Raw genomic sequence first — 13,262 nt, forward strand, 5'->3', positions numbered from 1 at the left:
ATGGAGGTGAGAACACAATGACGACTACAGACAGCAATGTATCCACCAGTAACGTCTGGCCGAATTACAATGTGAATAATGTCAAAACAGCAAGTGCCAAGGATACTAAAACGATGGGTAAAGATCAATTTTTAAAAATCTTGATCACTCAACTACAAAATCAGGATCCAATGCAGCCTTTGGAGGATAAAGAATTTATCGCCCAAATGGCACAGTTTTCCTCGGTGGAACAACTGATGAACATTTCTACGCAGTTGAATGCATTGGGACAGTCTTTGGGTACAGCTTCTGGTTTAATAGGAAAAGAAGTCAGTTGGATTGAGCCGGGGAAAAAAGATTCCATTACAGGTGAGACAGGCGCAGGTACGGTGAAAAGTGGAATCGTAGATTCCATCGTTATTCGCGACGGTGTGCAGTATGCCAAAATGGGAGCGGCTGAGGTGGCATTAAAAGATGTAACATCAGTGAGTCAGGCTAATACAACGATTCCCGCTACAAATACATCGGATACTTCATCTTCTTCCTCTACTGGAAGCGGTGAGAACTCATGAATGACAGGATAACGGTCGGACGCCTTTTTCCTACCAACGTTCCCCCGGCAGCGATTTCTCAAAACCGATTAAATTCGGTAACAAAGGATACCAAACCATTTGGTCAGGTGTTGCAGGAACAGGTGCTCAAGCTCAGCAACCATGCCGCCAAGCGACTGGAGCAGCGAGGAATAGAGTTGAGAAGTGACCAAATGGCGAAAATTAACTCTGCTGTGGATAAGGCTGCTGCCAAAGGCGCTAAAGAATCTTTGATTTTAATGCAGGATATGGCTTTGATTGTTAGTGTGCCTAATCGAACAGTTGTTACCGCGATGGATAAGAAGTCCATGGAGGATAACGTATTTACGCAGATAGATAGTGCTGTAATTATTTCATAAAAAAATATACGAAGTGGCTGGCCCGAATAGGAAAGCCATGAAAAAGCCGCGGATCGACTGATGCGGTCAACTAAGCAAGCAATCAGAGGAGGATTTATACTCAATGTTGAGATCAATGTATTCAGGTGTATCGGGCATGAAGGGCTTTCAAACAAAGCTGGACGTTATCGGTAACAACATTGCAAACGTAAATACTACAGGCTTCAAGTCCAGCCGAGTAATGTTCAAGGATATTTTGAGCCAAACCAGCTCGGGCGCAAGTGCACCTGATGCTACGACAACTGCAGGTCAAAATGCCAAGCAGGTAGGTCTAGGGGTGTCCGTCAGCTCGATTGATACGATGCATCTCCCAGGTAGTGCAATGACTACCAATAATCCAACGGATTTGCGGATTAACGGTGACGGTTTTTTCCTGATCAAAATGAATGATGCACAGGAAGTCCCTTATCTGACTCGTGCGGGTGATTTTCACGTAGACGCAAACCGAAATCTGGTGACTTCCGATGGATTTTTTGTAGGGGATGCAGGTGGCGACCCAATCACACTTGCTGACAACGTTACATCGTTCTCCATCTCGCAGGACGGCACGATTGTACAGCAATTAGATGATGGTACAGTAGATAATGGCACGCAAATTGGTATAGCCAGAGTTACTAACCCGGAAGGTTTGGAGAAAATTGGAGGCAGCCTGTATCGTACAACGGTCAACTCCAACATTGATGCACTTGAGCCTGGAGCAGCCAACTCAGAGGGGCGTGGAGCTATCATCGCGGGTCAGCTGGAAATGTCCAACGTTGACTTGACAGGCGAATTTACCGAAATGATCGTAGCTCAGCGTGGATTCCAAGCGAACTCGCGTATCATTACGACTTCGGATGAAGTGCTTCAGGAAGTTGTAAACTTGAAACGATAATCTCATTTAAACGCGGAGGAGTAGAGGCTCCTCCGCACCTATCAGGAGGTTGGTGTTACGATGATCCCGTTAACGCGGCTGAACGGCTCGCCTATGTGGCTTAATGCGCTGCTCATTGAGACTGTGGAGGAAACACCGGATACATACGTCACTTTGGTGACGGGGAAACGGTTGATTGTATTGGAAAAAGCGGCAGATGTCGTCTCCTTGATCAAGGGTTACAGCCGTGAAATCGGCATGCATGCCGCCACGATAAAAGTGCAACAAATGGAGGAAGACGAATGAAGAAGATGCTGCCATGGCTCATTACAATTTTACTCGCGATTACTTTGATTGCAGGCGCGGCCTTTGTACTTATACCAGCGCTTAGCGGGAAGAAGTCGGAAGTCATATCGAATGCGCAAGCCGCTCAAGCAGAACAACTTCCAAGATTGTCAGCAGATGAATTGGTGGAAGTAAGCTCTGAAATTACCGGTATCAAAACAAATTTGGCAGACGCAGATTACATTGTGCAGATGAATCTTGCTTTTCAATTGAACGATGCCAAAGCCAAAGAAGCTTTTGAAAAAATCAAGGACATTAGTATTAAGCCTATCGTTATTCAATTACTTGCAGACACCAAACCTGATGAGCTCAGAACGGCTAAAGGCCGGGATCAGTTCAGTGACAAGCTGACGGATCTCATCAATAAGTCGCTCCCTGAAGGTCACCTGGGGAACGCCAAAATTACAGACTTTTTGCTGGCAGCCATTTGATTCCAGGTGATCTTGTCAGGAACACGTAAGGGGGTGAATAACATTGGTGGATGTACTGTCACAAGGGGAAATTGATGCCCTTTTAGCAGCTCTCTCGTCCGGTGAAATGGATGCGGAAGAACTCAAAAAGGAAGAAACCCAAAAGAAAGTTCGCGCTTATGATTTCAAGAGGGCGCTTAGGTTTTCCAAGGACCATATACGAAGTCTGACGCGGATACACGAGAACTTTGCACGGTATCTGACCACTTATTTTTCAGCACAGCTTCGTACTTTCGTCCAGATTAATGTCGTTCAGGTGGAGCAGCTTCCATATGATGAATTCATTCGCTCCATTCCGAAAATGACCATTCTAAACATTTTTGAAGCTGAACCACTGGAAGGCCGAATGGTGCTTGAGGTTCACCCGAACGTAGCTTATGCCATGCTGGACAGGCTTCTCGGAGGAACAGGTTCGGCACCAACCAAGGTTACCGCGTTGACCGAAATCGAGACGACGATCATGGAGCGAATTTTCAGCCGTACCTTTGATAGCCTGCAAGAGGCTTGGAAAACGGTACTCGACATTGAACCACGTCTAGAGGCTATGGAAACAAATCCGCAGTTCATGCAGATTGTTTCGCCGAATGAGACGATTGCTCTGATTTCGCTTAGCACCAAAATTGGTGATACCACAGGGATGATTAACCTCTGTATCCCGCACGTGGTATTGGAACCTATTATGGCCAGACTGTCCACGCACCAGTGGTTTACATCCGAAAAGAAATCAAGGGCGCCTGAAGAGATAGACGCCTTGAGATTACGGGTCACCAAAGCAGAGCTTCCTATTATTGCGGAGTTGGGTGAATCCCGGATAAATGTAGCTGAGTTTTTGGGCCTTTCGGTAGGGGATGTCATTTCATTGAACAAGCCAGTCAAAGAAGGACTATCCATCCGGGTAGGCGAGAAATTGAAGTTTATGGGAAGTCCCGGCATGGTAAGAGATCGTGTTGCCGTACAAATTGATGAAATTGTCAACGAAGGAGTTGAAGAAATTGACGAGTAAAGACTATTTGTCCCAGGAGGAAATTGATGCCTTGCTGAAACAGTCTGAAGCGGGGACGGATTCTACTCCCGCAGGCAAGACCGTTGACGATTTTCTGACTTCTCTGGAGCAGGATGCTCTCGGGGAAATCGGTAATATAACGTTCGGCAGCGCAGCTACGGCTCTTTCCACACTGCTCGGTCAAAAGGTGGATATTACGACACCTAAAGTTTCAATTATTACACGTTCTGAATTTGAAACTGCATTTCCAAAGCCGCACGTAGCCGTACATGTAAATTATGTCGATGGATTTGAAGGCATTAACTCGCTTGTAATTAAAAAGCGTGATGCGCAGGTTATAGCGGATTTAATGCTTGGTGGTGAAGGAAATCCGGCAGATGAAGAATTGAATGAAATTCACATCAGTGCCGTGCAGGAAGCGATGAACCAGATGATGGGATCGTCTGCGACCTCTATGTCTACCATGTTTAATCGTTTTGTTAATATCTCTCCACCAGGGATTGATATTTTGGATCCTCTGCACGGTGATGGAGTATCCAGCCTGCCAGATGAAGAGACGCTGATCACAGTATCCTTCAGGTTATTGATTGGAGATCTAATTGACTCTACACTGATGCAACTGTTACCTGTTAATTTCGCCAAAAAGATGGTGAGCATCTTAATGAATGGCGGAGAGGATGACGAGCAACCGCAAGCGTCCGCACAGCAGGCAGCTGCAACAGCTGCTCCCGAAGCGCCGACACAAGCTAGTACTCCGCAGCCACCGTCTGCACCAGCCTACCAACAGCCGCCTGCAGCCGCGCAGGCGCCGCAAGATGCAGGCTATGGGCAACAACCGCCAATGTATCCTCAAGATCCGGGATATGGGCAGCAGGGCGCTCCAGGGTATGGAACGCCGGGATATGGAATGCCAGCAGGTGTGCCGCCGCAAGTGCCTTATGGAACACCTCATCATTACGGGGCTGTACCGCCGGGACGTAATGTAAATGTGCAGCCTGTACAATTTTCTAACTTGCAGTCCGGTGGATTTCCGCAAGTGGATGAAAACAATTTAAATTTATTGATGGACATTCCCCTTAGAGTCACCGTAGAATTAGGAAGGACCCAAAAGCAAATTAAAGATATTCTGGAGCTCTCACAAGGTTCAATTATTGAACTGGACAAGCTTGCCGGGGAGCCGGTGGACATTATGGTTAACAACAAACTGATTGCCAAGGGCGAGGTTGTCGTAATCGACGAGAACTTTGGCGTGCGTGTAACGGATATTGTAAGCCAATGGGACCGAATTCAAAAATTACAATAAAAGCATAATTTAGGGAGGATTTATTTCAGATGGCAAACCGTATTTTGATCGTGGACGATGCTGCATTTATGAGAATGATGATTCGGGACATCCTGTCCAAAAATGGATTTGAAGTAGTAGGAGAGGCCCAGGATGGATCACAGGCCATTGAAAAATTCAAGGAGCTTCGTCCTGACCTGATTACGATGGATATCACGATGCCTGAGATGGACGGCATTGCCGCTCTGAAGGAAATCAAACAAATTGACCCGAACGCAAAGGTTATCATGTGTTCCGCGATGGGTCAGCAAGCTATGGTAATTGATGCCATTCAAGCTGGCGCAAAAGATTTTATCGTTAAGCCATTCCAATCGGATCGGGTTATCGAAGCCATCAACAAGACACTGGGTGTGTAAGGCGCATCCAGTATGGATACACAACAGGGTGCCTCTGACGCTTTGAGTACATCTAGCAATATAGGAAACATTGCTTGGGTCCTTTTCGTGCTAATCTTTATCATCGTACTGATCGTGTACTTGATACGGTTTTTGAGTAAAAGAAATCAGAGCTGGTTTAGCAACCGCTCCGTTCGCATACTGGGAGGCGTGGGGCTTGGCCCCAATAAATCCCTTCAGCTTGTTGAAGTTGGTAGCAGTGTGTACCTCATTGGTGTGGGAGAAGATATCCGGCTTGTTGACAAAGTATCCGATCCTGAAGAAGTGGAGCAAATTTTGGCCGCACTGGAGCAGGAAGCTTCTCTGCAGCGCGGCCCAATTGCCCCGCTATTCGCTAAAATTGCGGATAAGCTTCGCCGGAACAACGCGGCACAGCAGCAGCAAACTGAAGAGGAAACATCTTTTCATGAGATGTTTGAATCCAAGCTTCGGCAGATGCCGAATCGCAAGGATAAACTTGAAAAGTTGCGCAATGAGGAGAATACTACAGATCGGTCGGGAGATTCATGAGAAAAAAGATTATACTAGCATGTTTGCTGCTTGTCTTGTTCAGCTTCATTTCGGTGACGGCGGCCTCTGCGGAACCGATTCCGAACATTGATATTCAAGTCGGCAATTCGGACAAAGGACAGCCCGGTGCCACCTCGCTGTCTATTATTTTACTTATTACTGTCATTAGTGTAGCGCCCGCGTTGCTTGTACTTATGACGAGTTTTACGCGTATCGTGATTGTACTTGGCTTTGTGCGAACTTCACTGGGAACTCAGCAGATGCCGCCCAATCAGGTGCTTGTTGGACTGGCCTTGTTTCTCACCTTATTTATTATGGCGCCGACCTTCTCAGCTATGAACGAAACTGCGCTTCAGCCGTATCTCAAGGGGGATATAACACAGTCTCAGGCACTAGATAAGGCATCAGTACCGATTAAGACTTTTATGTTCTCTCATACACGTGAGAAGGATCTACTACTCTTTATGAAATACACCAAGATGGAAAAACCAAAAAACTATCAAGATATTCCACTAACGGTGATGGTTCCGGCATATGCAATCAGTGAGTTGAAAACAGCATTTCAGATGGGCTTTATGATTTTTATACCCTTTTTAGTTATAGACATTGTAGTGGCGAGTACACTCATGGCTATGGGGATGATGATGCTACCACCGGTAATGATCTCGCTTCCTTTTAAAATACTGCTCTTTGTACTTGTAGATGGTTGGTATTTGGTAGTCAAATCATTACTTCTGAGTTTTAATACATGAATACTTTCTGCAAGGACAGCAATCAAGGAGGACGGCAATGACTTCGGAGTTTATTATTTCCCTGGCTGGGCAAGCGGTGTACATTGTACTCAAGGTGAGTGCTCCGATGCTGATATTGGGGCTAGTCGTGGGTTTGATCATCAGTATTTTTCAAGCAACAACCCAAATTCAGGAGCAGACACTGGCCTTTGTTCCGAAGATTGTCGCCGTATTGCTGGCATTGCTTTTGTTCGGACCCTGGATATTGACCTCATTAGTGGACTTTACGTATAACATTCTGGACAATTTGTACAAATATATAGGTTAGGCTGAAAGTTATGAACATATTGTTGCAGAGTTTTCCTGTTTTTTTGCTGATTTTTTGTCGGATTACCTCGTTTTTTGTAGTAGCCCCCATTTTTTCAACCCGAGGGGTACCTAATATCTTTAAGGTGGGAATTTCAGGATTTCTAGCTTTGGTCGTGTATCTTACTTATGGTACACATCAACAGGTGCCGACCGATGTAGCGTATGTGCTGTTAGTAGGGCGTGAGGTGCTGATTGGGTTGTTGCTGGGGTTTACTGCATATTTCTTTATGACAGCGATCCAAACTGCAGGTTCTTTTATTGATCTTCAGGTGGGCTTCGGGATGGCCAATGTGCTTGATCCTATGACAGGAGCTTCATCGCCTTTGACAGGAAATTTTAAGTTTGCTATAGCTGTATTGTTTTTTTTGAGCATAAACGGGCACCATCATCTGCTAAATGCTATTTTATACAGTTATGACTGGGTACCGCTGACCAATGATTTTTTTATAAAGTTGTATGGTGGCAGTGTAACCGAATTTCTGGTGCGTTCTTTTGCGGAATCATTTATGTTAGCCTTTCAAATTGCTGCTCCTATAGTAGTAGCTACCTTTTTAACGGATGTGGGACTTGGCTTTTTAGCTAAAACAGCACCGCAGTTTAACATTTTTGTCATTGGTGTGCCGCTCAAAATTTTTGTTGGATTGTTCATGTTACTGCTTCTCATGCCAAGTTTTGCTTTTATATTCGAAAGATTGTTTTCTGTGATGTTCGAATCCATGCGCAACTTGTTGGATATTATGGGTAATCGTCCTTAATGTCTGGTCTGGAGGAACGTAGTTTGTCATTTAAATATGCTATGAACCTGCAGTTGTTCTCAGGGGAAAAAACGGAAAAAGCTACACCCAAGAAGAAACAGGATGCAAGACAAAAAGGGCAGGTTGCCAAGAGCATGGAGTTGCCCGCTGCTGGTGTCCTGCTGGTTACGTTTTTTTGCCTCATGATTTTCGGCGGGTATTTTAAGGATCATGCGGTCCGCTTGTTTCGGGATATTTTTGTGAATCGGCTGTCTATGGAAGTAACACCGAATACAACGCTGCTGATGATGGGTGAGTATGGTGTGCAAATCTTAATTATGCTGGCTCCTATTTTTATTGGTGCCATTGTTATCGGGGTAGTGGCAAATTACATGCAGGTGGGTTTTTTATTGGTTGGAGAGGGTATTACACCCAAATTTAGCAAAATTGACCCCATTAAAGGCTTCAAAAATATTTTTGCCATGAGGTCATTGGTTGAATTCCTGAAATCCGTTTTAAAAATGACTGTAATTGGTTATCTGGTGTACAGCGTACTCTGGAAAACAAAGGCTGACCTACCCAAACTAGCTGAAATGTCGGGCGACCAGATGTTGAGTTTTACAGCTTCCTTAACAATGGAACTAGGACTCAAAATTGGTGTGGTGCTGTTCATTTTAGCGATATTGGATTATATGTATCAACGTTATGAGCATGAGAAAAATCTGAAAATGTCCAAACAGGACATCAAGGATGAGTACAAGAAAATGGAGGGTGACCCGCTAATCAAAGGGAAAATTCGCGAGCGGCAGCGCCGTATGGCTATGCAGCGTATGATGCAGGAGGTTCCTAATGCAGATGTCATCATCACCAACCCTACGCACTTTGCTGTGGCTTTGAAATATGACGGTTCGGAGATGGAAGCGCCGCAGATTATTGCGAAAGGACAAGATTATGTCGCGCTCCGAATTAAAGAAATTGCCAAGCAAAACGGCGTTATAACGATGGAAAACAAGCCGCTGGCGCGGGCGCTGTTTCAAAGAGCCGAAATCGGGGATGCGATACCAGCTGATCTTTTTCAGGCCGTTGCCGAAGTGCTGGCGTATGTATATAAATTAAAAGGTAAAGTGAAATAAAGGGATCGGAGGCCAAGAGACCCGTGAAAATAAAAGAAATAACCGTCCTTGCAGGCGTCATCGGTATCGTTCTTATGATGATTCTCCCGATCCCTTCATGGCTGCTGGATGTTCTACTCGTCATTAATATTTCTATTGCATTGATGATTTTACTTGTTTCAATGAATACGAAGGAAGCTTTACAGTTCTCTATCTTTCCTTCATTGCTGCTCATTACAACGCTGTTTCGTTTGGCGCTCAACATTTCTACGACCAAACTTATTTTAGGTGAGGGTCATGCCGGCGAAGTAGTTGCTACGTTTGGTAGCTGGATTGCAGGCGGCCAAATTGCCGTTGGCTTTGTTGTCTTTCTCATTCTTGTGGTCGTACAGTTCATTGTTATCACCAAAGGATCGGAGCGGGTAGCAGAAGTGGGCGCACGCTTTACATTGGATGCGATGCCAGGTAAACAAATGAGTATTGATGCTGATTTGAATGCAGGTCTGATTAATGAGCAGCAAGCCCGTGAACGACGCAGTAAAATCGAACGGGAAGCGGATTTTTACGGAGCAATGGATGGTGCGAGTAAATTCGTTAAAGGCGATGCGATCGCCAGTATTATCATTTTGATCATTAACCTGGTGGGCGGCTTTATTATCGGTATGGCCGTTCAGGGAAAAGGATTTCAAGAAGCGCTGTCAACGTATTCTGTTCTCACGATCGGTGATGGATTGGTCAGCCAGATTCCCGCGCTGCTCATATCCACGGCATCAGGCTTGATTGTTACGCGGGCTACGTCGGATGGCAACTTAGCAGAAGATTTAACCGGACAGCTCTTTTCATATCCAAAATTGATCTACATAGTGGCTGCCACCATTGCATTATTGGGCCTTTTCACGCCTATTCATATCATTACAACTCTTCCACTTGCGATTCTATTGTTTTTTGCAGCCCGAAGAATGCAGGGCAATATGGAACGCAAGCAAATTGCTGATGAACAGCTGGAGGAGGAGCAACAAATCGAAGAGGTGCGTAGTCCGGAAAGTGTCATTAACTTGCTTCAAGTAGATCCGATTGAATTTGAATTTGGGTACGGGTTGATTCCTTTGGCGGATACACAGCAAGGCGGTGATTTACTGGATCGTATTATTATGATTCGCCGTCAATGCGCCTTGGAGCTGGGGTTGGTTGTGCCGGTCATTCGTATTCGGGACAACATTCAGCTCAAGCCTAACGAATATGTAATTAAAATTAAAGGCAATACGGTAGGCGGCGGAGAACTGTTGTTGAATCATTATCTGGCTATGAGTCCGGGATACGACGACGACTCTATTACAGGGATTGAAACGACAGAACCGGCTTTCGGATTGCCTGCACTCTGGATTGACGAGAACACCAAGGATGTTGCTGAGCTGTCAGGTTATACGGTAGTTGATCCACCTTCAGTTGTAGCTACTCATCTAACAGAGACGATCAAGAAACATGCCCATGAGTTGCTTGGCAGACAGGAAACACGTTCGCTGGTTGACAATCTCAAAGAGAATTACCCAGTGCTGGTGGACGACCTTATTCCTTCTGTGCTTGCGATTGGGGACGTACAAAAAGTGTTGGCCAAGCTGTTGAAAGAAAAAATCTCTATACGCGATATGGTGACTATATTCGAGACACTGGCTGACTATGGTACTTATACAAAAGATCCAGACGTGCTGACTGAATATGTTCGCCAAGCGTTATCACGTCAGATTACGCAGCAATTTGCACAGCAGGGAGAAACGTTGCGCGTTATTACCGTGGGACCAGGATTGGAGAAGAAAATTGCTGAGAGTGTGCAGCAGTCGGAGCAAGGTAGCTATTTGGCTCTTGATCCGGTGTCAACGCAAACGGTGTATCAAAGGATGATGGAGCAAATCAATCGTCTCATTCAATCTGGACAGCAGCCTATTGTGTTAACGTCACCGACAATACGTATGTATTTGCGGCAAGTGATGGAGCGGACGATGCAGGATGTCCCGGTGCTGTCGTACAGTGAGCTGGAGCCGAACGTTGAAATTCAAAGTGTCGGGGTGGTGAACTTATGAGGGTGAAACGATATGTAGTGGATACCATGCCAGAAGCCATGCTGCAAATCAGGGGTGACTTAGGAACAGATGCCGTCATTTTAAGTACAAAGGAAGTGAAGGTCGGCGGTTTTATGGGGATGTTCAGTAAAAAGAAAATTGAAGTGGTTGCTGCAGTTGAGGAGCAGCAACCTCCAAAGCCTCGGCGGGCTGAACGCTCGTCACACCAGCTTGCCCAGGCTTCTTCGCCTCTAATGAACACCCCTGAGAAGCCGGAAAAACCATTAGTCCCTGTGGTCCCCAGACAAGCAGCTCCAGAAGCTTATCGACGGGTTACACAACAGATAGCCGGTAGTTCCAAAGAAGGACAAGCTGAATTAACGGTTAATACAGAACAAGCTGCATCAGCAACTGAGCATTTGTCGCCTAGGTCTGCTAATAACCTGGAGACTATATCTCAGGCATTTGATCAAGAAGTATTGCTTTCGAACCTGAAATCATCCAGTGAGCTGCATAAACGGCCAATCGAAGCAAGTGTTCCAGACAAGAGTGGAGCTGAGGAAAATCAGGCTTTGCTTAATGAATTACGGGAAATGAAAGCGATGATGACTCGGTTTTCCAGAAACTCTTCGATGGAAAGTACTTGGCCGGAGGCGCTGCAAGAGATTTGTGAGCATGTATTGGAACAGGAAGTGGAACGTGATTTACTGGAATATTGGATCGAACAGGTATATGTGCGTCGAAGTGAGCACCCTTTTGCACCTGAAACTTTTGATTGGGAGCAAGCCTTTCGTGAGGAAGTGACCAGTTTTATACAGACAAGACTGGATAAAGGAATTTCCCAAGACACCAAAATTGTGTATGTTGCAGGCCCTACCGGAGTAGGAAAAACGACAACCATTGCGAAGTTGGCTGCGGAACAGTTGTTCAAGCATCATCGCAAAGTTGGATTTATTACTTCTGACACGTACCGAATTTCAGCCGTCGAGCAACTGCGTACATATGCAACGATTTTAAATGTACCGCTTGAAGTTGTGCAATCTCCCGGTGACGTCCAAAGAGCTATCCAACGTCTGGAGCATTGTGACTTGATCCTCATGGATACTGCAGGGCGAAATTATCGTAATGAACTGCTTGTATCAGAGCTGCAAAGTCTGCTTTCACCTATTAATGAAAGTGAGACGTATCTGGTACTCAGCCTGACATCCAAAAGCAGGGATATGCTTAATATAACTGGACATTTCAGTAAGTTTGGTCTTGGTAAGGTTGTATTTACCAAGATGGATGAGACAGGCAGTTGTGGCGGAATGTTTAATCTTTTGCACCAGTTTCCGATGCAGTTGGCCTATATTACTAATGGACAAAATGTTCCTGACGACCTGCTTCATCCCGATGCAGAAATGGTGACAAATATGCTGCTTGGAGCCCAAGGATCACCAGAAGTTATCGGAGATTCCATATGAGTGATCAAGCCCAATCACTTAGACAGATGGCCCCATCCTTAGAAAAATATCGATTACCCCCACGTAATCGTCACGCAAAAATTATAACGATTACCAGTGGTAAAGGCGGGGTGGGCAAATCCAATTTTACGCTGAACTTTGCTTTGGCCCTGCAATCTCTTGGTCGAAAGGTACTTGTGTTTGATGCTGACATCGGTATGGCTAATATTGATGTGTTGATGGGGGCCCACTCACAATACAATCTTCTTCATCTGTTAAAACGTGAAAAATCCATTGATGAAATTATTCAAACGGGTATAGGTGGTTTGCCTTATATTGCCGGAGGTTCAGGCTTAAGCGAACTGTTTGCCTTATCAGATGAGAATCTGAATTATTTTGCCGAAGAAGTAGAAAAAATGGCAGCAGACATGGATTATATCCTTTTTGATACAGGTGCAGGTTTATCCAAGGAAAATCTTAAATTTATCACTTCAGCTGACGAATGTATGGTAATAACCACCCCAGAGCCGACGTCCTTAACAGATGCGTATGCACTAATTAAAGTCGTGAACGGGTTGCAGAAAGATACGGTATTCAAAATTATAGTCAATCGTGCCGATAACGATAATGAGGCCCGTCAAGTTGCTGATAAGATCGCACTTGTTGCGAAACGCTTTTTGGAGATCGAAATCCCGCTGCTTGGACATATCAGTGACGATACTCATGTCATGCAGGCAGTCAAAAGACAAATACCTTTTATGGTTGCTTTTCCGGGATGTACGGCTTCAAGAGATGTACTGAATCTGGCACACCGTTTTGCAGCAATGCCACAGGTTCCACAATCAGGTGCATTGAGTGGAATTAAAGGATTTATGCAAAAATGGTTGCGGCGTTCTATGCATTGATTTTTGATGAGAGGAAACAGGGGTGTT

16 protein-coding genes are annotated in these 13,262 nt (G+C 45.2%); all 16 read left to right on the top strand.

Annotated features, from left to right (window positions below; translation table 11 throughout):
* Positions 1–17 precede the first annotated feature (17 nt).
* The 16 genes from KSP24_RS11140 to KSP24_RS11215 all read left to right on the top strand — a co-directional run bounded on the left by KSP24_RS11140 (position 18) and on the right by KSP24_RS11215 (position 13,235).
* Entirely contained in the window at positions 18–551 is a 534-nt protein-coding gene (locus KSP24_RS11140) for a flagellar hook capping FlgD N-terminal domain-containing protein (protein WP_025677626.1), read from the top strand.
* Positions 548–928 (top strand): TIGR02530 family flagellar biosynthesis protein, encoded by a 381-nt coding sequence (locus tag KSP24_RS11145; protein WP_025677627.1) that lies wholly within the window; start codon positions 548–550, stop codon positions 926–928. The genes KSP24_RS11140 and KSP24_RS11145 overlap by 4 nt, the downstream gene beginning before the upstream one ends.
* 103 nt (positions 929–1,031) lie before the next feature.
* A complete protein-coding gene (flgG, locus tag KSP24_RS11150) occupies positions 1,032–1,841 on the top strand; it encodes a flagellar basal body rod protein FlgG (RefSeq protein WP_129549101.1) in 810 nt (269 codons plus the stop codon).
* 60 nt (positions 1,842–1,901) lie between these two features.
* Complete coding sequence (locus KSP24_RS11155; RefSeq protein ID WP_013309896.1) at positions 1,902–2,126, top strand: flagellar FlbD family protein; 225 nt, start codon at positions 1,902–1,904, stop codon at positions 2,124–2,126.
* Positions 2,123–2,596 (top strand): flagellar basal body-associated FliL family protein, encoded by a 474-nt coding sequence (locus KSP24_RS11160; protein ID WP_216975145.1) that lies wholly within the window; start codon positions 2,123–2,125, stop codon positions 2,594–2,596. Before KSP24_RS11155 ends, KSP24_RS11160 begins: the two co-directional genes overlap by 4 nt.
* A 43-nt stretch (positions 2,597–2,639) precedes the next feature.
* Positions 2,640–3,638, top strand: a complete 999-nt coding sequence (gene fliM / locus KSP24_RS11165) for a flagellar motor switch protein FliM (protein WP_013370685.1) — start codon at positions 2,640–2,642, stop codon at positions 3,636–3,638.
* The gene (gene fliY / locus KSP24_RS11170) at positions 3,628–4,941 is read left to right on the top strand and encodes a flagellar motor switch phosphatase FliY (protein ID WP_013370686.1); all 1,314 of its coding nucleotides are present in this window, start codon (positions 3,628–3,630) and stop codon (positions 4,939–4,941) included. The genes fliM and fliY overlap by 11 nt, the downstream gene beginning before the upstream one ends.
* Before the next feature lie 29 nt (positions 4,942–4,970).
* Positions 4,971–5,336 carry a response regulator gene (locus KSP24_RS11175; RefSeq protein WP_013370687.1) on the top strand — a complete coding sequence of 122 codons (366 nt, stop codon included), beginning with the start codon at positions 4,971–4,973 and terminating at the stop codon, positions 5,334–5,336.
* A gap of 12 nt (positions 5,337–5,348) precedes the next feature.
* Positions 5,349–5,885, top strand: coding sequence for a flagellar biosynthetic protein FliO (locus tag KSP24_RS11180; protein ID WP_025677629.1), 537 nt, complete (start codon positions 5,349–5,351; stop codon positions 5,883–5,885).
* The gene (gene fliP, locus KSP24_RS11185) at positions 5,882–6,637 is read left to right on the top strand and encodes a flagellar type III secretion system pore protein FliP (RefSeq protein WP_016820959.1); all 756 of its coding nucleotides are present in this window, start codon (positions 5,882–5,884) and stop codon (positions 6,635–6,637) included. Before KSP24_RS11180 ends, fliP begins: the two co-directional genes overlap by 4 nt.
* Before the next feature lie 37 nt (positions 6,638–6,674).
* Positions 6,675–6,944 carry a flagellar biosynthesis protein FliQ gene (fliQ, locus tag KSP24_RS11190; protein WP_016820960.1) on the top strand — a complete coding sequence of 90 codons (270 nt, stop codon included), beginning with the start codon at positions 6,675–6,677 and terminating at the stop codon, positions 6,942–6,944.
* 10 nt (positions 6,945–6,954) lie between these two features.
* Positions 6,955–7,740: a flagellar biosynthetic protein FliR gene (gene fliR, locus KSP24_RS11195; protein WP_025677630.1), complete on the top strand. Its 786-nt coding sequence runs from the start codon at positions 6,955–6,957 to the stop codon at positions 7,738–7,740.
* The gene (flhB, locus tag KSP24_RS11200; protein WP_049825469.1) at positions 7,740–8,852 is read left to right on the top strand and encodes a flagellar biosynthesis protein FlhB; all 1,113 of its coding nucleotides are present in this window, start codon (positions 7,740–7,742) and stop codon (positions 8,850–8,852) included. The genes fliR and flhB overlap by 1 nt, the downstream gene beginning before the upstream one ends.
* Before the next feature lie 23 nt (positions 8,853–8,875).
* Entirely contained in the window at positions 8,876–10,909 is a 2,034-nt protein-coding gene (gene flhA / locus KSP24_RS11205) for a flagellar biosynthesis protein FlhA (protein ID WP_025677632.1), read from the top strand.
* The gene (gene flhF / locus KSP24_RS11210; protein WP_216975146.1) at positions 10,906–12,351 is read left to right on the top strand and encodes a flagellar biosynthesis GTPase FlhF; all 1,446 of its coding nucleotides are present in this window, start codon (positions 10,906–10,908) and stop codon (positions 12,349–12,351) included. Before flhA ends, flhF begins: the two co-directional genes overlap by 4 nt.
* Positions 12,348–13,235: a MinD/ParA family protein gene (locus tag KSP24_RS11215; protein ID WP_216975147.1), complete on the top strand. Its 888-nt coding sequence runs from the start codon at positions 12,348–12,350 to the stop codon at positions 13,233–13,235. Before flhF ends, KSP24_RS11215 begins: the two co-directional genes overlap by 4 nt.
* Positions 13,236–13,262 lie beyond the last annotated feature (27 nt).

The organism is Paenibacillus sp. AK121 (assembly GCF_019042715.1).
Lineage (GTDB): Bacteria > Bacillota > Bacilli > Paenibacillales > Paenibacillaceae > Paenibacillus > Paenibacillus polymyxa_C.

Coding starts and splice junctions, on each gene's coding strand:
- fliQ (WP_016820960.1), top strand. CDS start 6,675: ATGACTTCGGAGTTTATTATTTCCCTGGCTGGGCAAGCGGTGTACATT.
- KSP24_RS11180 (WP_025677629.1), top strand. CDS start 5,349: ATGGATACACAACAGGGTGCCTCTGACGCTTTGAGTACATCTAGCAAT.
- fliP (WP_016820959.1), top strand. CDS start 5,882: ATGAGAAAAAAGATTATACTAGCATGTTTGCTGCTTGTCTTGTTCAGC.
- fliR (WP_025677630.1), top strand. CDS start 6,955: ATGAACATATTGTTGCAGAGTTTTCCTGTTTTTTTGCTGATTTTTTGT.
- KSP24_RS11140 (WP_025677626.1), top strand. CDS start 18: ATGACGACTACAGACAGCAATGTATCCACCAGTAACGTCTGGCCGAAT.
- KSP24_RS11215 (WP_216975147.1), top strand. CDS start 12,348: ATGAGTGATCAAGCCCAATCACTTAGACAGATGGCCCCATCCTTAGAA.
- flgG (WP_129549101.1), top strand. CDS start 1,032: ATGTTGAGATCAATGTATTCAGGTGTATCGGGCATGAAGGGCTTTCAA.
- KSP24_RS11155 (WP_013309896.1), top strand. CDS start 1,902: ATGATCCCGTTAACGCGGCTGAACGGCTCGCCTATGTGGCTTAATGCG.
- flhB (WP_049825469.1), top strand. CDS start 7,740: ATGTCTGGTCTGGAGGAACGTAGTTTGTCATTTAAATATGCTATGAAC.
- KSP24_RS11160 (WP_216975145.1), top strand. CDS start 2,123: ATGAAGAAGATGCTGCCATGGCTCATTACAATTTTACTCGCGATTACT.
- KSP24_RS11175 (WP_013370687.1), top strand. CDS start 4,971: ATGGCAAACCGTATTTTGATCGTGGACGATGCTGCATTTATGAGAATG.
- KSP24_RS11145 (WP_025677627.1), top strand. CDS start 548: ATGAATGACAGGATAACGGTCGGACGCCTTTTTCCTACCAACGTTCCC.
- flhF (WP_216975146.1), top strand. CDS start 10,906: ATGAGGGTGAAACGATATGTAGTGGATACCATGCCAGAAGCCATGCTG.